Source organism: Brevundimonas sp. UBA2416 (genome assembly GCF_002343105.1).
In the GTDB taxonomy this organism is placed as follows: domain Bacteria; phylum Pseudomonadota; class Alphaproteobacteria; order Caulobacterales; family Caulobacteraceae; genus Brevundimonas.
In genome coordinates, this window is the sequence record NZ_DDRM01000038.1 from 11,030 (window position 1) to 31,705 (window position 20,676).

General features: G+C 67.5%; 12 protein-coding genes. 5 read left to right on the top strand and 7 right to left on the bottom strand.

All coding sequences use genetic code 11. The annotated features are described in order from the left end of the window. Positions 1–698 (bottom strand): cytochrome c biogenesis protein CcsA (ccsA, locus tag B3E43_RS12455; RefSeq protein WP_292029979.1); only part of this gene is annotated, 698 nt, incomplete at its 3' end. Between the two features lie 126 nt (positions 699–824). Between ccsA and B3E43_RS12460 the strand changes: the two genes are divergently transcribed. Genes B3E43_RS12460 through B3E43_RS12470 form a run of 3 tightly spaced genes read left to right on the top strand, consistent with a single transcriptional unit; the run spans position 825 to position 6,013 of the window. Next, positions 825–3,272 (top strand): cyclic nucleotide-binding domain-containing protein, encoded by a 2,448-nt coding sequence (locus B3E43_RS12460; RefSeq protein ID WP_292029980.1) that lies wholly within the window; start codon positions 825–827, stop codon positions 3,270–3,272. A 4-nt stretch (positions 3,273–3,276) separates the two neighbouring features. Continuing rightward, complete coding sequence (locus B3E43_RS12465; RefSeq protein ID WP_292029982.1) at positions 3,277–4,149, top strand: hypothetical protein; 873 nt, start codon at positions 3,277–3,279, stop codon at positions 4,147–4,149. A 7-nt stretch (positions 4,150–4,156) separates the two neighbouring features. Further along, complete coding sequence (locus B3E43_RS12470; protein WP_292029984.1) at positions 4,157–6,013, top strand: FHA domain-containing protein; 1,857 nt, start codon at positions 4,157–4,159, stop codon at positions 6,011–6,013. Here the strand turns inward: B3E43_RS12470 and gdhA are convergent. Genes gdhA through B3E43_RS12485 form a run of 3 tightly spaced genes read right to left on the bottom strand, consistent with a single transcriptional unit; the run spans position 5,998 to position 9,655 of the window. After that, positions 5,998–7,356, bottom strand: a complete 1,359-nt coding sequence (gdhA, locus tag B3E43_RS12475) for an NADP-specific glutamate dehydrogenase (RefSeq protein WP_292029987.1) — start codon at positions 7,354–7,356, stop codon at positions 5,998–6,000. The two genes, B3E43_RS12470 and gdhA, sit on opposite strands and share 16 nt — an antisense overlap. A 20-nt stretch (positions 7,357–7,376) precedes the next feature. Further along, positions 7,377–8,306, bottom strand: coding sequence for a FecR family protein (locus tag B3E43_RS12480; protein WP_292029989.1), 930 nt, complete (start codon positions 8,304–8,306; stop codon positions 7,377–7,379). Between the two features lie 11 nt (positions 8,307–8,317). Then, positions 8,318–9,655 (bottom strand): tetratricopeptide repeat protein, encoded by a 1,338-nt coding sequence (locus tag B3E43_RS12485; protein WP_292029990.1) that lies wholly within the window; start codon positions 9,653–9,655, stop codon positions 8,318–8,320. Between the two features lie 131 nt (positions 9,656–9,786). Between B3E43_RS12485 and B3E43_RS12490 the strand changes: the two genes are divergently transcribed. Together B3E43_RS12490 and B3E43_RS12495 are read left to right on the top strand one after the other, a co-directional pair. Next, positions 9,787–12,072 carry a CHASE2 domain-containing protein gene (locus B3E43_RS12490; RefSeq protein WP_292029992.1) on the top strand — a complete coding sequence of 762 codons (2,286 nt, stop codon included), beginning with the start codon at positions 9,787–9,789 and terminating at the stop codon, positions 12,070–12,072. 33 nt (positions 12,073–12,105) lie between these two features. Further along, complete coding sequence (locus tag B3E43_RS12495; protein ID WP_292029994.1) at positions 12,106–12,975, top strand: phosphodiesterase; 870 nt, start codon at positions 12,106–12,108, stop codon at positions 12,973–12,975. Positions 12,976–12,984: 9 nt separating this feature from the next. On the opposite strand, the gene B3E43_RS12500 is transcribed toward B3E43_RS12495, so the two are convergent. The 3 genes from B3E43_RS12500 to B3E43_RS12510 all read right to left on the bottom strand — a co-directional run. Then, a complete protein-coding gene (locus B3E43_RS12500) occupies positions 12,985–16,911 on the bottom strand; it encodes a hypothetical protein (RefSeq protein ID WP_292029995.1) in 3,927 nt (1,308 codons plus the stop codon). Positions 16,912–16,918: 7 nt separating this feature from the next. Next, a complete protein-coding gene (locus B3E43_RS12505) occupies positions 16,919–18,754 on the bottom strand; it encodes a hypothetical protein (protein WP_292029997.1) in 1,836 nt (611 codons plus the stop codon). Continuing rightward, the coding region (locus B3E43_RS12510; RefSeq protein ID WP_292029999.1) for a heme-binding protein at positions 18,751–20,676 on the bottom strand (1,926 nt) is incomplete at its 5' end. The genes B3E43_RS12510 and B3E43_RS12505, both read right to left, overlap by 4 nt.

The window sequence follows — 20,676 nt, forward strand, 5'->3', positions numbered from 1 at the left end:
AGCTCGTAGTAGGCCCACCAGCTGCCCAGGGCGATGCCGACGGTCAGCGATATCCAGGCCGACAGCACCCAAGGCCGCACCCACCGCGCCCAGGCCGCATCCACCCGCCCCTCAATCAGGGCCGCAACGGCAAAGGAGAAGGCGACCGAAAAGCCGACATAGCCGAGGTAGAGGAGCGGCGGATGCATCACCAGGCCGGGGTCCTGCAGCAGCGGGTTCAGCTCGGTTCCGTCGAGCGGGATCGGGCTCAGCCGCGAGAACGGATTGGAGGTGAACAGACAGAAGCCGATGAAGGCCGCGCTCAGCATCCCCTGCACCGCCAGCACCCGCGCTTGCAGCGTCTCACGCAGCGTGCCGCCGAAGTAAGCGATCGCCCCGCCGTGCAGGGCAAGGATCAACACCCACAGCAGCATGGAGCCTTCATGGCTGCCCCAGGTCGCGGCGAACCGGTAGGCCAGCGGCTGGGTGCTGTGACTGTGTTTGGCGACCAGTTCGATGGAGAAGTCCATCGTCAAATAGGCCGTGGCGAGGGCTCCGAAGGCCAGAGCCACGAAGAACATCTGCAGCAGGGCGGAGGCGCGTCCGAGGGACATCAGAACGGAATCGCCACGGTGGGCGCCCAGCAAGGGAGCCAGCCCCTGGATCAGTCCGAGCATGAAGGCGAGGATCAGAGCCAGTTGGCCGATTTCCGCGCTCATTCAATATGCTCCGCCACCCGACCTGTACTGTAGCGAGGAGCACACCTATGGTAAAGCTGCGCGGGGGGACGGACCGGTGCGGCATGACAGGCCGTGTGCGGTCCAGGCGCGGTACGGGGGGACGTGGTGGAGGGGGTCCATCGGATCGCCATCTTGGGCTCTGGGCCCGCCGGCCTGAGTGCGGCCGCGCACGCGGCTGCCCGCGGCGTGAGCCACATCCTGCTCGAGAAATCGGACCATCTGTCGGACACCATCTTCCGCTACCAGCGTGGCAAGCACATCATGGCCACGCCCAGCCAGCTGGTCGTGCGCGCCGACGTCAGTTTCGAGCCCGGCAAGCGCGAGACCATCCTCGACACCTGGTCCAGCGAGGCGGCGAAGCACAAGGTCAACGTCCGCTACCACGCCGAGGTGAAGTCCATCACCGGCGCCAAGGGCAACTTCAGCATCGCCCTGTCTGACGGCTCCGTGGTCCGCGCCGAGACGATCGTTCTGGCCATCGGCACCCAGGGCAATCCCAACCTGATGTCCTGCGAAGGGGGCGGGCTGTCCCATGTCCAGTACCAGCTCGACGACCCCGCCGAATATGTCGACGAGCACATCTGCGTCGTCGGCGGAGGTGACGCCGGCATAGAGAACGCTCTCGGCCTGATCGCCGACCGGGCCCAGGGTAATACAGTGACCCTGGTCAACCGCGGCGCCGACTTCGCCCGGGCCAAGGAAGCCAACGCCAAGGCCCTGCTCGCCGCCCAGGAAGCCGGCCACATCACCTTGCTGACCACCGCCGAGACGACCCTGATCGAGCCGGGCTGGATCACCGTCGATACCCCGGAAGGGGCGACGCGATTCCAGTGCGATCGCGTCATCGCCCGACTGGGTTCGGCGCCCCCGCGCAAGTTCGTGGAATCGATCGGGCTGGAGTTCACCAGCGCCGCCCGCGAAGCCTTTCCCAAACTGTCGCCGACGTTCGAAAGCACCGTGCCGGGCGTCTATGTCATCGGAGCCCTGGCAGGCTATCCGCTGATCAAACACTGCATCAACCAGGGCTATGACGTCGTCGAGTACATCGGCGGCGCTGTTGATCTGAAACCCGCCGACGAGCCGATTCTCGAGGCCCGCCTCAAGGGTCTGCCCGGCAACCGGTCCGTCGCCCAGTGGCTGGAGTTCCTGCGTCAGGAAATCGAGATCCTGCGCGGGCTGTCGCCGCTGCAGATGCGCGAGTTCCTGCTGGATTCCGAGGTGCGCGCCTATTCGTCGGGCGACATCATCTTCAAGCGCAACTCGATCGGCTCATCCTTGTTCGGGATCGCCTCCGGATCGGTCGAGGTCGAGGTCGGCAGCGGCAAGAAGCGGATGACGGTGCCGATCCCGCGTGGGTCAATCGTCGGCGAGGTCGGTCTGATCTCCGGCCGTCCGCGCGGCGCCACGGTGCGGGCGGCGGAGCCCAGCATCCTGCTGGAAATTCCGCGTATGGCCGCCCTGCGCCTGATGGCCTCGGTCAAGGAGGCGCGCGACACCGTCAACCGCATCACCACCGAACGCCAGCTGCTGCAGATGTTCGGCTCGGGCCTGACGCCCGCAGATCTGACCGATGTGCTCGAAACGGCGGAAATCCGTCAGGTGAAGACCGGCGAAGCGATCATCCGCGAGGGCGAGGACGGCTACGACATCTTTGTCGTCCGCTCGGGCAGTATGGTGGTCGAGAAGGAGATCGGCGGAAAGCCGGTCTTCCTGTCCTATCTCCCGGCCGGCTCCTACGTCGGCGAAATGGCCCTGGTCGATGGCGGCCGGCGCAGCGCCACGGTCCAGGCCGCGATTCGCTCCGAAGTGGTCAGGCTGGACGGCGACCGCTTCCGCGCCCTGCTGAAGCGCAAGCCCGAACTGGAGGAGAAACTCCGCGCCGACATGGCCGACCGCCGCAAGGTCAACGGCTATATCGAGGAGCAGAAGGGCAAGTTCGGGGACGTCGTCGACATGTACAGCGCCGTGGCCGACTTCCTCGTCGACCAGGGCATTGGCGAGGCGACGGACGTCCTGCTGATCGACGAGACGCTCTGCATCGGCTGCGACAACTGTGAAAAGGCCTGCGCCGACGTCCACGACGGCCTGTCGCGTCTCGACCGCGAGGCGGGCCGGACCTACGCCCACCTGCACGTCCCGACCTCGTGCCGGCACTGCGAGCATCCGTATTGCATGACCGACTGTCCGCCCAATGCGATCCACCGCGGGCCGGACGGCGAGGTCTTCATCGACGAGACCTGCATCGGCTGCGGCAACTGCCAGCGGAACTGCCCCTATGACGTGATCCGCATGGACTCGCGGCCGCCGAAGAAGCCGGACCTGATCTCCTGGATGCTGTTCGGGGCCGGACCCGGCCCCGGCGAACCCGACAAGGCCTGGCGCGCGAAGAACAAGCCCAAGGGCGCGGAGCCGCCCAAGGTCGCGATCAAATGCGACATGTGCATCGGCAAGTCAGGCGGACCGGCCTGCGTACGCGCCTGTCCGACCGGAGCCGCGATCCGGGTCTCGCCCGAAGAGTTCCTCACCGTCAAACGCATGAACAGGGGCGAATAGACCCTTGGCGCAGACAGCGAAAACAGGCGAACGCTCCAACCCCGCCCAGCACGACGGTTTCCTGGGATACCGGAATTTTCGCTGGCTCTGGCGGGCCGGCGCCCTGTGCGTGATCGCCATCGCCGGCTACTTCCTGATCGATGCCGAACCCCGTCCGAACGGCGGCAGCGCCTATGGCTATGCTGCGGGCACGATCGCGGCGCTACTGGTGCTGTGGCTGACACTGCTGGGCCTGCGAAAGCGGGCGATCACCTCTGGAAACTGGTCGCTGAAGGCCTGGGTCTCGGCCCATGTCTATCTGGGGCTGGCCGTCATGGTCGTCTCCACCCTGCATTCGGGATTCCAGTTCGGCTGGAACATCCACACCCTGGCCTATGCCCTGATGGTGCTGGTCGTCGGGTCCGGCCTGTTCGGCATCACCGTCTACGCCATCCTGCCGCGCTACCTCAGCCGCAACCGCGGGGAGACGACCCAGAAGCAGATGCTGGAGACCCTCAAGACGCTGGACCGCCAGATCAACGAGGCCGCCCAGCCGCTGTCGGAGGCGCAGGCGCGGGTGGTGCAGATGTCGCTGGATGAAAGTCGGGTCGGCGGGCATCTCTGGCGACGCCTTTCCGGCGGCCGGGGCGGTTGCGGCAACCGCCGGGCCCTGTCGCGGCTGAACGGCCTGCGTCGTCAGGCGACAGACGTCGAACTGCAGTTGCTGGACCGGATGGAGGAATTGCTTCAGCGGAAGGCCGCCGCCCTGTCCCAGGTGCGCCGGCACCTACAAATCCGCGCCTGGCTGAGCGTCTGGCTGGCCGTGCACGTGCCCGCCACCATCGCGCTCATCGCCGCGATCACCGCCCATGTCTTCAGCGTCTTCATCTACTGGTGATGGCACGATGACCCTTGTTCTTCGTCAGGTCACACGCCGCGTCAGCGGGGCCGAAATCGTTCGGGAAAAGGTCCTGCCGACCGACGTCGCGCGCATCGGACGCGGCGCGGACTGCGAGATCCGCCTGCCCGACCTGGCGGTCAGCCTGCATCACGCCACCCTGACCCTGTCCGGCCCCGGACAGGTCAGCGTTGTTTCCGCCGGGCGCGAGCCGTTCGGCGTCGACGGCAAGTTCGTCACCCGGACGGATATCGACGTCGGCCGCGCGCCGCGTCTGACCTTCGGCGATCACATCCTGACCCCGTCGATGGGCGACGGCGGCCGCATCCTGATCACCCTCGCCGCAGCCGAACCGGCCGAGGGGGAATCTTCGTCGGGCGTGCCCGCCGGCGGCGTCATCCCCAAGGCCCGCATCTTCGGCCGCCGTCGCATCGCCTGGACCCTCGGCCTCGGCATCGTCGCCCTCTGCCTGATCTGGCCGTTGGCGGCCTTCCATGGCCACCTCACAGCGCGGATCGATCCGGACCAGCAGTGGTCGAGCGGCCCCCTGTCCTCGGTCCACGCCTTCCTCGAGGACGACTGCCAGGCCTGTCACCAGGAGGCCTTCGTCGCGGTGACCGACGCCTCGTGCAAGACATGCCACGCCGGCGATCAAACCCCCGCCATGATGGCCGCCGCGGCGACGTCCGTGCGCCGCGCGGGATCGCCGGACACGCTGTCATTCGTCAGGGACCACGCCCCGCGCGGCCGCATCCTCTGGGGAACCCCGCCGCCCGCCGGCTTCACCGGACAGGCCACTGCCTTTTTCCGCCGCACCTTCAACATCCCCGAGCAGCGCTGTGCCAGCTGTCACGTCGAGCACGTCGCCAATCCGGTCGCCGGCCGTCCGCCCGAGCCGATCCCGACCCTGACTCCGACCCAGACCTGCATCGAGTGCCACACGGGACTGACCCACCGGCTGAAGGACACGGATCTCGCCGACGCGCCGTCGTGGGCCCGCCATCCGAATTTCCGCCCCACCCTGCCCGGCCCCGCCGGTCCGACGCGGGTGTCGCTGGACAGCCGCCCGCGGGAGGCGTCTGGCCTGACCTTTCCGCATGACCTCCACCTGTCGCCCGGCGGCGGCCCGGCCCGCATGGCCCAGACGCTGGGCGGGCGCGGCTATGGCGCCGCCCTGACCTGCGCCAGCTGCCACCGTCCAGACGCTGACCAGACGGGTTTCGAGCCGGTCCAGATGGAGCGCGACTGCGCCAGCTGTCACTCCCTGTCGTTCGCCACCCCGGGCGGCGTGCGCCAGTTGCCGCACGGCGAGCCGGGCCAGGTGGTCGCCGCCTTACTGGCCTGGCAGGGCCGCGGCCCCGTCGCCGGCGCCCCGACTGCTCGTCGGCGTCCGGGAGAGGCCGGCGAAGGCGGACCGGGCATCGGCGGCTCGCCCGCCGGCGCCAGTGCTGTGAACACAGTGGGCGGCGCCTTCGGCCCGCGCGGGGCTTGCTTCGACTGCCACACCATTTTCCGGACGCCGACCATCCGGTTCACGCCGGTGCGCCTGCCCGGCGACTTCCTCAGTCGCGGGGCCTTCGATCACAGCGTCCGCGAGCACCGGGTCGACCGACAGGGCCAGCCGTCCTGCAACCAGTGCCATGCCGCCGCTACGTCGGGATCAGCGACCGACCTGCTGCTGCCGTCGGTCAGCGAATGCGTCGAATGCCACGGTCAGACCACGGCTCAATCGCCGACGCCGGCGCCGGCGGATTGCGAGACCTGCCACAGCTTCCACGAGCCTTCGCATCCGACGGTGCGGCCGCCGCGCCCGAACTTCAGCGCCCGGCCTCGCACCCTGGCGGCGGTTCAGACCACGCCATAGGCCAGCATCGCCTCGGCGACCTTCTTGAAGCCCGCGATATTGGCGCCGCGCACATAGTCGATGCGCCGGGTCCCGGCCACGCCGCCGTATTCGACGCAGCGCTGGTGAATGCCGCGCATGATGTCGACCAGATGCTGCTGGAGCTCGGCCTCCTTCCAGGCGATCCGCCCGGAATTCTGGCTCATCTCCAGACCGGACACGGCCACCCCGCCCGCATTGGCGGCCTTGCCCGGCGCATACAGGATGCCGGCGGCCTTGAAGACATGCACGCCCTCCAGATCGGTCGGCATGTTCGCGCCCTCCGACACCGCCATACAGCCGTTGGCCACAAGGGTCCGGGCGTCCGCGCCGTTCAGCTCGTTCTGGGTCGCACAGGGCAAGACGACATGGCAGGGCACCGCCCACGGTCGCTGGCCGTCGTGATAGGTCGCGCTTCGGAACTCGGTGACATAGTCCGAAATCCGGCCGCGCCGCCTGGTCTTGTGTGCCTTGACCCAATCGATCTTCGCCTGGTCGATGCCGTCCGGATCGTGGATGAAGCCCTGTGAATCCGACAGGGTCAGCACCTTGCCGCCCAGCTGCACGATCTTCTCCGCGGCATGGGTCGCGACATTGCCCGAGCCCGAGATCACGGCCGTCTTGCCCGCCACCTCCTGGCCGATGTGACCCAGCATTTCCTTCAGGAAGTACACGGCCCCGTAGCCGGTCGCCTCGGTGCGGATCAGGCTGCCGCCATAGGACAGGCCCTTGCCGGTGAGCACGCCGGTGAACTGGTTGGTGATCCGCTTGTACTGGCCGAACATATAGCCGATCTCGCGGCCCCCGACGCCGATGTCGCCGGCCGGGACGTCGATGTCCGCGCCGACGTGACGGTAGAGCTCGGTCATGAACGACTGGCAGAACCGCATCACCTCGTGATCCGACTTGCCCTTCGGATTGAAGTTCGAACCGCCCTTGCCGCCGCCCATCGGCAGGCCCGTCAGGCTGTTCTTGAACGTCTGCTCGAACGCGAGGAATTTGAGCACGCTCTCGGTCACGCTGGGATGGAAGCGGATGCCACCCTTGTAGGGACCGATGGCGTTGTTGTTCTGCACCCGCCAGCCGCGCTGGACGCGGATATTGCCCTTGTCGTCCTCCCAGCAGACCCGGAAGCTGATCACCCGGTCCGGCTCGGCGATGCGGCGCAGGATCTGGTAGTGGTGGTACTCTTCCTTGTCCTTGATGAAGTCGAAGATGTCTTCGGCCACCTCCTGAACGGCCTGGACGAACTCGTCCTGACCGGGATTCCGCTTCTTCACGCCCTCGATGAACCGGGGCAGGTCGACGTGGTCCGAGACGGCCATGGCCGTTCCTCTCTGTCAGATCATGGGATCGGGTCCAGCGGGGAGCCATGGCCGCAACTGCTGCTGCTCGGTCCGTTTGGACCGCCGGGGCTCTGGATCGGGCCGCTCGATTCGCATCCGACGCTCGGCTCGATGGCATCGGGATCGGGTCCGCGTGCGCCGAAGAAGGCCGCGTCGCCGGCGTCGAGACCCGCGGACAGAACATCCCCCGGGCCTGAATCCGTATTCGATGTCGGCGCTGCCCTAAGCAGGGCGCTGAGCCGGGCCGACGCCTCGTCGGACAGGTCGAAGGGTCCGAACGTCCCGCCGTTCCATGCGAACATCGCCTGACCGGGACGTTCGACGATGACGGTCGAGCCTCCGCTGGTGATGTCGATTGCGCCGGGCGTGTCAAAGCCGGCCCCGCGCGGTCCGGGACCGCGCAGGACGATGAGGGTGGCGTCATCCGGCGAGCCGGCGAACGGCGGCAGGCCGGGATGGCCCTCCAGTACGAACAGGGCGTCGGGGCCGACGACCGCCTCCACCACGGTCCCGCGCACTCCGATCGAGGAGACGGGCGTGCGTACGGCGCCTGCCCGGGCGCCGCTGCGGCCCGAGACGAAACGAAATGCCCCGCGCGCGACCGAGGCGGATGCGCCGGCGGCGTTGCGGTCCGTATCGATTACGAAGCGGTCAATGGTCACGCGGGCATTCGAACCGACCGTGAAGATCGACTGGTCCCGCAGCAATATCTGCAACTGGCTCTGCGCGCCGCTGACGAAGACATCGCCCGTGCGGACCTGCCCCCTGAGGGCTGCGGGCCGAAGCGCGCTCTCGCCCACGGGTTGGGTGCGGACGCTGTTGCGGATCGCGGCGTTGACGCCGACGGCCTGTTGGGCCTGGGCGACCGAAGCGACGGACATGACGCAGACCAGGGCGGCCGCGGCGGTGAGGGTGCGAACGGAGTTCATGACCATCTCTCCTAGTTGGCCGCGCCGAAGCGCCACGTCAGGCGCAGTTCAGCGCCCCAGCTGTCGTAGTCAGCGAGCGGCGCCCGGGATTCCCGCGCGCCGTAAGTCAACGCGCCCTCGAGCCCCACATCCTGCCGCCAGTCGCCCGTCGCGCCGGCAGCCGTAAAGGCGCTGATCGGAGCCCCGACCGCCACGCGCGCCCAGCTGCGGGTATCCTCGCGCACCGGCGCGCCAAGACCGATGAAGACCGGGTCTGGCGCGTCATACTCAAGCCACTGCATGCCTCCGGAGATCGCCAGATACTGGCCGCGGCGGGTGCTGGTGTCATAGCGCGCCTGGACGCCCGGACCGGAGTAGCCGAAAGGCTCATAGTTGGCCTGCTTGTCCTGCCAGCCGACCGAGACTCCCACGCTGCTGCGTACGTTCAGTCGGTGAGTCAGGCCGAGGTTGACGTCATAGCGCCAGCCGTCCCGGTCGCCGCCGATGATCAGGGCCACGGCGTCCACAGCCGGCTCGTCGAAGGTCTGGCTCACCGCTTCGCCCGACACGGAGAATGTCGTGGCGTTGCTGGTCCGCCAGCGGGCCTGCGCCTTGACCCCGACTTCCCGCATATAGGGGTCATCAAGAAGATCAAGCGCCCGCGCCACAGCGCTGACATTCCATGAGTTCAATCGTCCGGTGTAGGACAGGCCGGCTTCCACGTCCCCCCGCCGCACATTCCCGTCGATGCCGTCGAAGGTCGAGCGCTCATAGCCGCCGATGGAGCCGAACGCGGCATAGCCCGAGGCGCCATCGAGGTCGTGCGCGACATTCAGGCGGGCGGTGAAAGCGGCGGCCCCGCCCTCTTCGCTGACCGGCGGTGTGATGAGGGAGTCGAACTGGGTCGTCAGGGCGCCGGCGGCGTCCTCCTCCCAGGTCAGGGCGGCCGACGCACTGCCGCTGAACCGGGTCGTTGACCGACTGCGTTCGATCCGCGCGCGATACCGGGTCGCCTCGGCCCGCTGCAGCGGCGTCAGCGTCACCGGCTCAAGCAGGTCAAGCTGGTCGCGAGCCCCCTGAAGATCATCCAGTCGGAACAGGACGACGGCGTACATCAACCGGGCGCTATGGCGGTTCGGGTCAGCAATCAGCACACGCTCCAGCGCGCCCGCCGCCCCGTTGAGATCGCCCGCATCCGCCGCGCGCCGCGCGTAGTCGAGATTGAGATCCACATCGTCCGGCGCCGCCAGCACGGCGTCAAAATCCTGGGCCGCTACCCCCTCAACCGTGACCGCGGACAAGCCGACAACAGCGGAAAGCAACAAGCCGGCCCGAAAGATCGAGGCGGAACGGTACGCTGGACGCTTCATGGAATCCCCCCGACCGCTTGCAGAATGTCGGGGATAGTCTATCCCCCAACAGCGGGACGGTCAGGCTAACATCGTTCCGCGAGAAGCGCATGAACTAATCGAACAGTGCTTTTTTCGAGTGAGGCGGACGCATGGGGGCGGAGCCGGAGACAGAGCGGCTGAAGGAAATCGGGTCGCGCCTGGCGCGCTCCAGCCTGTCGCTTACGCGATACATTGCTACGGCCGGTCCGGGCCTGATCGTCGCCCTTTTCCTCGTGATCCTGCACAATTTCCCGCCCCCGTTCGTCGGGAGCATCAGCAATCTGGTTTTTGACACCTACCAGCGCGCCTACCCCCGTCCCTATGAGGACGCCGGTGTCCGGGTCGTCGATATCGATGACGAGAGCATTCGCCGCCTCGGCCAGTGGCCATGGCCGCGAACAGACGCTGTTCGCCTGACGGACGCCCTCACAAATGCAGGCGCGGCCGCGATCGCCTTCGATGTCGTCTTCTCGGAGCCGGACCGAACCTCTCCAGCCCGCGCGGTGGAGATCCTGCGGCAGAACCCTGAGGCCCGGGGCGACTATTCCGAAATCGCGGCCCTGACTGACCATGACGAACTGCTGGGTCAGGCCATGGCGCGCGGCCCGACCGTCACGGGCTATTTCCTGACGGCGGAAGCCAACGCTCAGCGCCCTGTCGAACACGCCGGGGTCGCTGTTTCCGGCACACCGCCGCTTGACGTCCTTCGGGAGTACAAGGGCGCCATTGTCAGCCTGCCGGTCATCGGCGAACGCGCGTCAGGGGCCGGCTCCGTCAGCCTCGACGCCGGCCGGGACGACATCATTCGGGCGGTGCCGCTCATCGCCAATTTCAACGGCCAGATCGTTCCGTCGCTCTCACTGGAAGCGCTCCGGGTCGCCCAGGGCGCCGGCGCCGTTCTGGTGCGCAGCAGCGACGGCAGCGGCGAGTGGGGCGGAGGCGACGTGACAACCGTGCTCGCCGTCAAGACCGGTGACCTGCAGGTCCCGACCACCGACATCGGCGAACTGTGGATGCACTACACAGCGCCCCATCCCGATCGGATCGTGCCGGCCTGGCGCATCCTTGAGGGCGATCTGCCCGAGGCCGAAATGCGACGGCTGTTCGAGGGCCAGATCGTCTTCATCGGCACCGGCGCGATCGGCCTTCGGGACATCCGCTCGACACCGATCCAGGCCGGCGAACTCGGCGTCGTCATCCACGCCCAGGCCGCCGAACAGATGATCCTCGGCAAATTCCTCACGCGGCCGGACTGGGCGTCGGGCGCCGAGCGGATGCTGATGGTGATGCTCTGCCTTCTCATCGCGCTTTCCGCGCCCGCCCTGGGCGCCTTGCGGGGCGGCGTGCTGGCCATGCTCGCGCTCGGCGGGGTGCTGGCCGGGTCGTGGTTCGCGTTCAGGAACAGCGGCCTGCTGCTGGAGCCCATCTTCCCGGCGCTGGGTGTCGTCTCCGTCTACATCGCCATCACCGCCGTCTCCTTCTACCGCGAGGAGCGGGCGCGGAGTCACATCCACAACGCCTTCGACCGGTATCTGTCGCCCGAGCTGGTCGACCGGATCGCCCGCGATCCAGGCCAACTGGAACTGGGGGGCGAGGTCCGTCAGATGACCGTGCTGTTCAGCGATGTGCGGGGCTTCTCGCGCATTTCCGAACGCTTCGGTCCGCAGGAACTGATCGGCTTTCTGATCAATCTGCTGACGCCGATGACGGACGTGCTACTGGCGCGGAAGGCGACCATCGACAAATACATCGGCGACGCCGTCCTCGCGTTCTGGAACGCACCGCTGGACGATCCCGATCACGAGCAGAATGCGGCGTATGCGGCGTTGGAGATGCTGGAGACCGTCAAGCGGCTGAACACCGACCGCGCCGACGATTCCGCCTGGCCGGGTCAGGTGGCGATCGGCATCGGACTGAACACGGGCCCATGCTGCGTCGGCAATATGGGCTCGCGCCAGCGCCTCAGCTATTCGTTGATCGGCGACACGGTGAACCTGGCCTCGCGGCTGGAGAGCCTGACCAAGGCCTATGCCGTGAACATCCTGGTCGGCGAGGATCTCGCCGCCCGCCTCCCAGGCTTCGCCCTGGTCGAGCTGGACGTCATCCGGGTCATCGGTCGTGACGCGCCCGAGCGGATCTTCGTCCTGATGGGACCGCCGGAAATGTCGTCGGACCCGGCCTTCATTGAAACCGCCGCTCGCATGACCGCGGTGCTTGAGGCCTACCGGTCGCGGGACTGGGCCGCCGCCGAGACCGCGCTGGAGACGCTGCGCGGCGCGGGTACGCTGCCGGGGCTGGAAGGCGTCGCGGCCATCTACGCCACGCGTGTTGCGGACTTCCGCCAGGCGCCGCCGCCCGATGACTGGGACGGGGTCAGCCAGGCGCTGGAGAAATAGGGGCGACATGACTTTGAACGGGGGGACAGCGTCATGTTGATCGTTCAGATCACCGACATCCACATCGGCTTCGATCAGAAGAGCCGGTTCGAGATGAACAAGAAGCGTTTTCGCCAGACGGTCCAGGCGGTGAAGAAGCTTGAACCAAAGCCCGATCTGGTCGTGATCACCGGCGATATCGCCGACAAAGGCGATGTCGCGTCCTACGAATGGTTTCGACAGGAAATACAACAGCTTTCCCTGCCCATCCTGATGTGCATGGGCAATCATGACTCGCGGGCCAGTTTCAGTCAGGTCTTCCCCGATACGGCTCAGGAGGACGGCTTCATCCAGTATGTGGTCGACGACCACCCCCTGCGGATCGTGGTGGTGGACACCCTGGAGGAAGGCCGCCATGGCGGCGGCTTCTGCGAGAAGCGGGCGGCCTGGCTGGAGGCCCGTCTGGCCGAGGCGCCACACCGGCCAACCCTTCTGATCCTGCATCACCCGCCCATCGACACCGGCATCGAGTGGATGACGATCGGCCCGGCCGAACCCTGGGTGCAGCGGTTCACCGACGTGGTCTCACGCCACGGTCAGGTCGTCGGGGCCCTGTGCGGCCACGTCCACCGCACCATTGTCACCTCATGGGCCGGCACGACCCTGACCGTCTGTCCGTCCACCGCCCCTCAGGTGGTCCTGGACCTCAAGCCGATGAACCTGGAGCGTCCGGACAAGCGGCCGATGATCGCCGAGGCGCCGCCGTCGTTCGGCATTCACCGCTGGAACGGCCGCGGGTTGGTCAGCCATTTCACGGCGGTCCAGCGCTACAAGGTCCTCGCCCGCTATACGCACAAGATGCAGGCCTTCATGAAGCATCTCGCGCAGGAACGCGCCGGGACGGCCGGACCACACCACCACTGAGCTTTCCGGCTACTGCCCGCCGGCGGCCGCCAGCCAGCCGTCCAGCGACGGTCGGTCGCTGACCCGGTACAGCTCGCCGCGATAGTCCAGGAACAGCCGCTCCATTTCGCGCCGGTTGAAAGGCCGCGAGCCCAGGCGGCCGAAGACGGCGATCTGGTGCCCCGTCTCGTCCACGCCCCGATCCCGGTCCAGCCCTTTGGACAGGGCCAGCGCCGGCGACGGCGTTCGCGCCCAGGCGATCAGCTCGGGCCGCGGCTCCGGCGAGAAGCCGTAGAAATTCCGCTGGCTGTCAGGGCTGGTCAGTTGCAGCACCTTCAGCCCGTTCCGACCGTCGGCGACATAGGCGAACAGGCTGGCGTTGGTCGAGGCCACGACGACGTCCTCCGCATCGTTCAACTGCCCGTCCAGCGTCACCCGCTGCTGCAGGCGCGGCTGACGCGGGTTGGTCACATTGATGATGACCAGTCCCTCGCCCTTGGCGGCGACATAGGCATAGGTCCGCGCGACATAGAGACGACGCGCATCACCGAGCGGCACCACGGCCCCCTCGACCACCCGCGGGGCGTCCAGCTTCGTCACATCCAGAACCCGCATCCCCTGGGCGTCCGTCACGAACAGATAGCGGAACTGCAGCGCAGACGCCCGGACGTCGTCCAGCCGCACCGTGGTGACGTGCCGGGGCCTTAGCGGGTCATCGAGATCAACCACCACCAGACCGGCCCGGGCGGCGATATAGGCGATATGGCCGGCCAGCGTGATGTGCCGCGCTCCATCCAGCACCCCGCCGGGGTTCCAGGTCGCGGCACGGCGCAGGTTGTTGTTGCGCGGATCGCCGTCGGCCAGGGTATCGACATTGACCAGGATCAGCCCCTCGCGCGCATCGGTCACGACCGCATAGCTGTAGATCGGGTGGAAGGCCTGTTCCTGGTTGGCGGTCCGCATCTCGGCCGTGTTGCGCGTCGGGGCGATGGGCTGGTTGGTCGGCAGGGCCATGCAGGTGGCGTTGCCGGACGCGACATGGGTGTCATTGCCCAGCGGCGAGAAGGGTGCGGTCAGGATGCGGTCCGAGACGCCCTTGTTGCCGATCGATGCCACGTCATAGACCCGGAATCCGCCCCGGCCCTCCGCGACGAACATATACTCCCCGCGCAGCTGCAGGCAGCGCGCCTCGCCGCCCGTGCTCTGGAGGGTGTTGGCGATCTCCTCGACCGATCGCGTATCGCCGCTGCCGCCGGCTTCCATGTCGAAGGCTTCGCCGCGGGTCCAGTTGATCAGCTCGCGACCGTTGCGCTCCACGTGCTGGGCGAAGAAGTCGGGATAGGCATAGCGCTGCAGATAGGAGCCAAACACCGCCTGCGGCTCGTCCCACTCGGTCACCCGCACCGCCTCGATGCCGGTCGCGAGCCCGACCCAGGCATGCATGCCGACGAAGTTGACAGAGTTGGTCCCCAGCATCAGCAGCTGGGCGATGATGGCGTTGTTGTCCTCGGCCTCCGAGACGTGACAGTCGCTGCAGGTCTTGGTCTCGGTCGTGCGGACGGTGTGCGGGAAATGCGGGGCGAAGGCCTGGCTCGAGAAGCCGACCGCCGAGATCGGCGGCTGCTGCACATAGATCCGTTCGCGGTTGATGTTGGTGGACGACAGGACCAGGGCCGACGACGACCGGGCCGGGGCGATCACCCCGCCGCGCGTGGTCTGGTGGCGACCCAGCTGGAACATGTCGTCGCGCGCCACCTGCGGATTGTAGGTGGCGTAGTTGCGGGTCGTGCCACCCTCGGCGCGATGGCTGGTCGCCTGCCAATTGGCCTCGACCGGCAGGTGGCAACCGCCGCAGGACGGCGTCCAGGACGTATGGCAGCTGTAGCAGGCCATCTCCTCGTCATCGTGGGCGAGGTCCGTCGTCGCCACGCCGGGTCCCCACGAGAAGGCCGCCAGACCCGGCCGCGACACCGACATCAGCTTGGCTCGCGCCGCCGCCGGGTTGAACTCGGGACTGGCGCGGTCAACGGCGTCGCGCACCAGATCGACCTCCCACTCCAAGGTCGGATCGACGATCGAGCGCTGGATCAGCACCCGGCGATTGTCGCGCTCGATCCATTCGAAACGACGCTGGCCGTCGGAGTTGCGCAGCAGTGTCAGGTCCGTGCCCGCGGGCGGCGCCGCGGGGCCGGAGGTCCGCAGCGTCGGCAGGGCCCGCGAGGTGCCATGGCAGTCCTTGCAGCCGATCTCCACCGCCGCGGCCACCTCGCCCATGATCAGGCCCGAGCCGTGGCTGTCCTGCGAGAAGTGGCAGTCGGCGCACTGCAGGCCCTTCTCGGCGTGGATATCCATCATGTGGACGGTGCGGCCCGGATTGGTCCCCGGCGGGACGAACTGGCCCTCCCCTTCCCGGCGCCAGCGCTCGGGATCATCAGGCGAAACGATGCCGCCCTCGGCGTCCAGCAGATTGCCCTCGCGATCGCGCCTGAACACGCCGCGGAAATTCCAGCCGTGGCCGTGATAGTCGGCGAACTGGGTGTCGCGCAGGGTCGGGTTCAGGTCGTTGACCGCGCGCAGGAAGTCCAGATCGGCCCAGTTGCCGCGCGGCGCGGCGCCCTCGGGGTTGCGGTCCAGAACCGCGCGGATCTCCTCGGCGGTCGGATAGCGCTGGCGCTCGGGCCACATGGTCGGCGCGTCGGACTCATAGTCCCACATCGTGTAGCCGAGGTAGCTGTTCAGGAACATGTTCGGCTGGTGCATGTGGCAGTTCATGCACTGCGACGTCGGGATGGCGCGGGTGAAGGCGTGGCGGATCGGATGGCCCGATTCCTCGCGATTGATGGTCGGGTCCGCCGTCGCCGTCCGGCCGTCCCGCCCGAACTGCGAATAGCCCAGACTGTGCCGCGGCTCGCGGTCATTGGCATAGACCACATGGCACGACGTACAGCCGGAGGAGCGATAGTCGCCCGGCTGGTCATTGGTGCCCATGAACCAGGTGTAGGGATCGTTCAGGCGGGTCTTGTGGATGTTCAGCACCGGCACGGCGATGCGCAGGCCGGTGCCCGGCCCACGCGACGACTGGCGAATGTCCGGGCGGCCCGGCTCCTCCAGCCGCTGGATCTGGCCGGTCGGGCTGGGCAGGCCGATCTCGGGGAACTGGGTGGCGATGTTGCGCCCGCCGCGCTCGAACACCCGGAAGATGTCGCCGGGCGGCGTCACCTGCCAGGTCGGGATGGGATAGAGCACCGGCAGGGCGCCTCGCCGCTGCTCGTCCAGCGTCACTGTTCCGGGCGGATTGCCCGGCGACAGCAGCCGCGCCGCCTGGCCATCCGGTGTGTAGGCCTCGCCGATGATGTAGTTCTTGTAGGGCAGGATGCCGTTGTTGTACGACGCGCCGCCGAAGAACATGGCGCCTGTCGCCATCAGGGATCGTTCTGCTCTTTCAATCAGTTCCATGTGACAGTTACCACAGGACTGACGAGCAACGCGATAATCACCGGGATTCACAAAGCGAATGAACTCCGGAGCCTCGCGGTTCAGCAGCGTATAGGTCCGCTCCGGATTGGCCGAACTGGGGAAATGCCAGCTTCCCGGATAGCGAGGCAGAACGTGAGCTCTGTCTCGTATTGCACTGTATTCTGTTGACTCTCTGCTTGCTCCCGTGGGGGACATGGCCGTGGCGTCGCCGCCATGGCAATCGACGCAGCCCAGCACGACGGCTGGCGAGGCGTGCATGCTCGCGGCGTCCACCGGACTGTGGCAACTGACGCAGCCGACACTCTTGGCGGCGGCCTGTTCGGGGGTCTGGCTGAACGGTGCCGGCGCGGCGGCGACATAGACCCGGGCGACGGGCGCCTCATCATCGTCGGCGATCACGGCGGCCGGAGACCAGGCGACGACAACCATCAGGGCGGACAGCGCCCCGATCACCAGTCGTTTGCCCCCCCAGGTCCTCATCCGCCCCTCAGAATGTAAGAACAGCGTTCAATAGAACGGAATAGAAGCGATCGTCACGATTCGTCGCCTGAAACAGGTCGCCGAAGCCGTCGCCGGGCTCGAACACCGCTGCGGAGGCCCGCAGGACGACGTTCTGTGTCATCAGCGGTCGCCAGATGGCCGAGACCGAAACATCGAACCCCAGCTCCTTCGGAATTGACCCTTCCTGACGCAGCGCCTGGACCACCGCCGTGTCCGCGAACCACAGGTGATTGGCGTTGGCGCTGACCCTCAGCTGGGGCGTCAGGTCCAGATCGGTCCCGAAGCCGACCAGAATGGTGCCGGGGTTGTTGAAATTGGACTGCCCCTCCTCCTTGGACGAGCGCAGCGAGTTCAGCACCGCATTGCGGCCGTTGACGCCGATGGCGCGACCGCCGCCGGCGAAGGGAATGGACTGGCGGATCCAGTAGCTGGTGTCGGCCCCGGCAAACTGCGGGTTCTCGAAGATGGCGTCGAACCCCTCCTCGACATCGTCATAGGGGTCCGGATCGCCTGAGGCATACAGGCCCGAGGCGCGGAACCGCATCCAGTCAAGGTCGATCGACGGCTCGACCGCGAGGAACCAGGCGCGGATGTCCGCGGGCTGGCCCGTGAACATACTGTTCCGGTCCTCGCCGAGCGCGGCATAGGCCGAGGCCGTCAGATTGAGCCGTCCGATCCGGCCGTCGGCGTTGTAGCCCAGATAGGCGACGTCATAGTCCCTGCCCCGCAGGTCGCCGAGCAGCGCCGGCCGGGCCGGGAAGCCGTTGTCGTCGATATGGATATCGTCCCGCTCGCGGTTGCGGTTGTAGATCACCGTCCACTGCGAGGTCATGCCCGGGACCGGCAGATCCTGCCGATACAGGTTGGCGACGAAGATCTGATCGTCGCGGATGGACTGGGTGATATCGTTCAGCCCCGAGTTGGTGTCCTTTTCCAGCCGGGCGAAGACGCCGAAATTGTACTGGTAGCGGTTGTTGTCGCGATTGCCGAAGAAGCGCACGCCCAGCTGGTTGTCCTGGAACAGGAAGCCCCGGAAGTCCGAGGTGAAAGGCTGGATGCCGACCCGGACAGAGTCGAAATCATAGCGCTCCGACACATTGCGCAGGTGGTAGTCGAAAAAGGCTTCCTGCACGCCGAGGAAGGAATCCTGCCGGTCAGGGCTTTTCGACGGCCGTACCGACAGGATGCGCCGCTCCGGCACGCTGACATCGCTGTAGTTGAAGGCCAGGGTCAGGCGGGCCTCGTAGTCCGGCGGCTTGAACGCCGTCGATCCCTTGATCACCGAGACCGAGGCCACCAGAGTCTGCGACAGGATCAGGCTGTTGGAGCGACCGAAGACGTCGAGACTGTTCGGGTCCTGCGTCGTCTGCACACCGACCGGGAGCGGCAGGGATCGCGGCTCGATCACCGTATCCGATACGCCGGCGACCACCACGAACAGGTCGTCTCGACCCGGCAACGGGCGATCGCCCTTGAGTGTGTTCTGATTGTAGGGGTCGAACCAGCGTTCGTTGACGCCGACGGCCTCGATCACCCGCCAGCGATCGGGGAGCGGCAGATGGTCGGTCGGAAACGCTTCGGGCGGCGGCGCGCGCACCGCGCCGGGATTGGCCTGGATGATGGCCTCGGGGTAGTTCTCGACCCGCCCCGGACGGCGGCGGATGGGCGCGTCCGGGTCGAGCTGCGGCGTCGGCTCAGCCTCGCGGGACGGCTGCGGCACGGCGGGCTGGATGACCAGCGGCAGGCCTTGCGCAGCGGCTTCAGATGCCGAGAGGCACCCGAGGCTCACAACGATCAGGGCGGGCCATGCCACCTTCATCACGGCGCACTGCAGACATTCTGTTGCGAGGAATCCAGGAAGGGCGCGAACGGACAGCTGACATAACGCAGCCGGGTCGAGCCGCCAGGATGGGTGACGACGATCTGGTCTGACCGGATCGCGGCGGGGGCCTGGCTGATGCCGCCGACGCGCAGGGCGGCGTTCTGGAGGCCGAGGAAGGAGATCATGTCGTCCTGGTCGATGCCGTCCCCGGACACGCCGATCGCCCCGATGAGCTGGGTCCCGCGATAGATCGGCACCCCGCCCGGGAAGATCTGCAGGCCGTTCTGCAACCGGTTCCGGCCCGGCGCGGCGTCCGGCAAGGCGGTACAGCGCGCCGCGGTGTCAGGGCCGAGCCCGCTGACGAAACCGACGTGCTGTCCGAGATTGCCCAGGATCAACGCCGTCTGCAGCCCGGTCGAGAAGGGGCTCCACATCGCGATCGGCCGCGACAGTGGACCGCTGGTCGGGCCCACCTCGCCATCGGGGAAATAGGGGCGCGCCAGATTGCCGATACCGCGCACGCTGAACGCGGTCTGCCCCGTCAGGGCTGCAGGCAGGGACAGGAAGGTCCGGGTCTGACCGACAAAGGCGTTCACGTCTGCTGATGGATCGCCGGACAGGTCCGACGCGGCGGCGGAGTTGGACAGGAAGCTGGCGGTCCTGGCCTTCTGCACGGCCACGTCGATGCCGAACAGCGGGGCGTCCGGCGACCGGACCAGCCCCAGGGTCACGCCATGGGTATCGACCACCGCGATCGAGACCTGGGCGCGACTGTCCAGCGGACGACGGATCTGGGCGCGCGCCCGGCTCATGATGCTGAACGCCTCTTCCAGCACGGCGCGCGTCTCGGCAGCGGTCAGCGGCGAACCGACCGAGGCCCCGTCGGTGCCGGCCTGCACCGGATAGCGGGGGCCGCCCGAACCGTCGGTCAGGATGAAGGCGTCGACATTGTTGAACTCGCCCGCCGTCGCCTTGCGCACGCCGGAGGCCTCGGTTCCGTAGGCCTGGCCCGCGAGGACGCCCGGTCCGGCGTAATAGCCGGTTACGGGGGTAAAGGCGCCGGTCCCCACCGGCAGGGTTCCAAAGGCTGGTGCAGACGCTGGAGTGCTCAGCAGGGTGGCGGTGGTGGCGTCGCTGTAGCGCAGGGTCGTTCCGTCCACTGCGACCCTGTCTGCAACGATGTCCACGGCCGGTGCCAAACTCGTCCCCGCCGCCAATGCAATGTGTTCTTCTATATCAATATCGACGTCCAGAACGTTGATATCAAACCCATAATCGCTCTCGGCAATCACGCCGACTCCGCCGACCAGCACTCCGTTCTTGTAGAGCGGGAAACCGCCGGGATCGGCCGCCAGACCGAGCGGCGACCGTTTGGGTCCGATCAGGGCGGACGGTCCACCGCCGGCGACGAAACGGCTTGAAATGTCCGAACAGGGCAACTGGCTGAACTGCACCCCGAACAGCGGCCCGCTTTCGAGACCGGCCGTCGAGGGGGCCGGAGGGAAATGCTGCTGCACGATCATACTGGCCGTGCGGCTGGAAAAGGCGTTGCCGCCGGACGACAGGTAGGCCCCGGTCACAGCCTTGGCGATCGCGCCCGCCGCCGCCGGTGCGACCACGCCCTGCAGATCCACATCGGCCGTTGCGCCCGGACGCAGGGTGATCGTCGCCGGCGCGCCGGTCATGGAATAGACCGCCAGCACATTGCCCACCCGGTCGGTCACCGCGATCACTGCGGGACGCGAGCGTGCGCGCGCCTCGGCCACGGCACGGGCCAGCACCCCTTCGACATCCGCCACGGAGAGGGCCTCGGCCGCCGGAACCGCATAGAGGGCGCCGCCACCGCCGCCGCCGCCGCCGCCGCCACCACCACTGCCACCGCCACCGCTACCGCCGCTGGACGAGCCTCCCCCTCCGCCGCA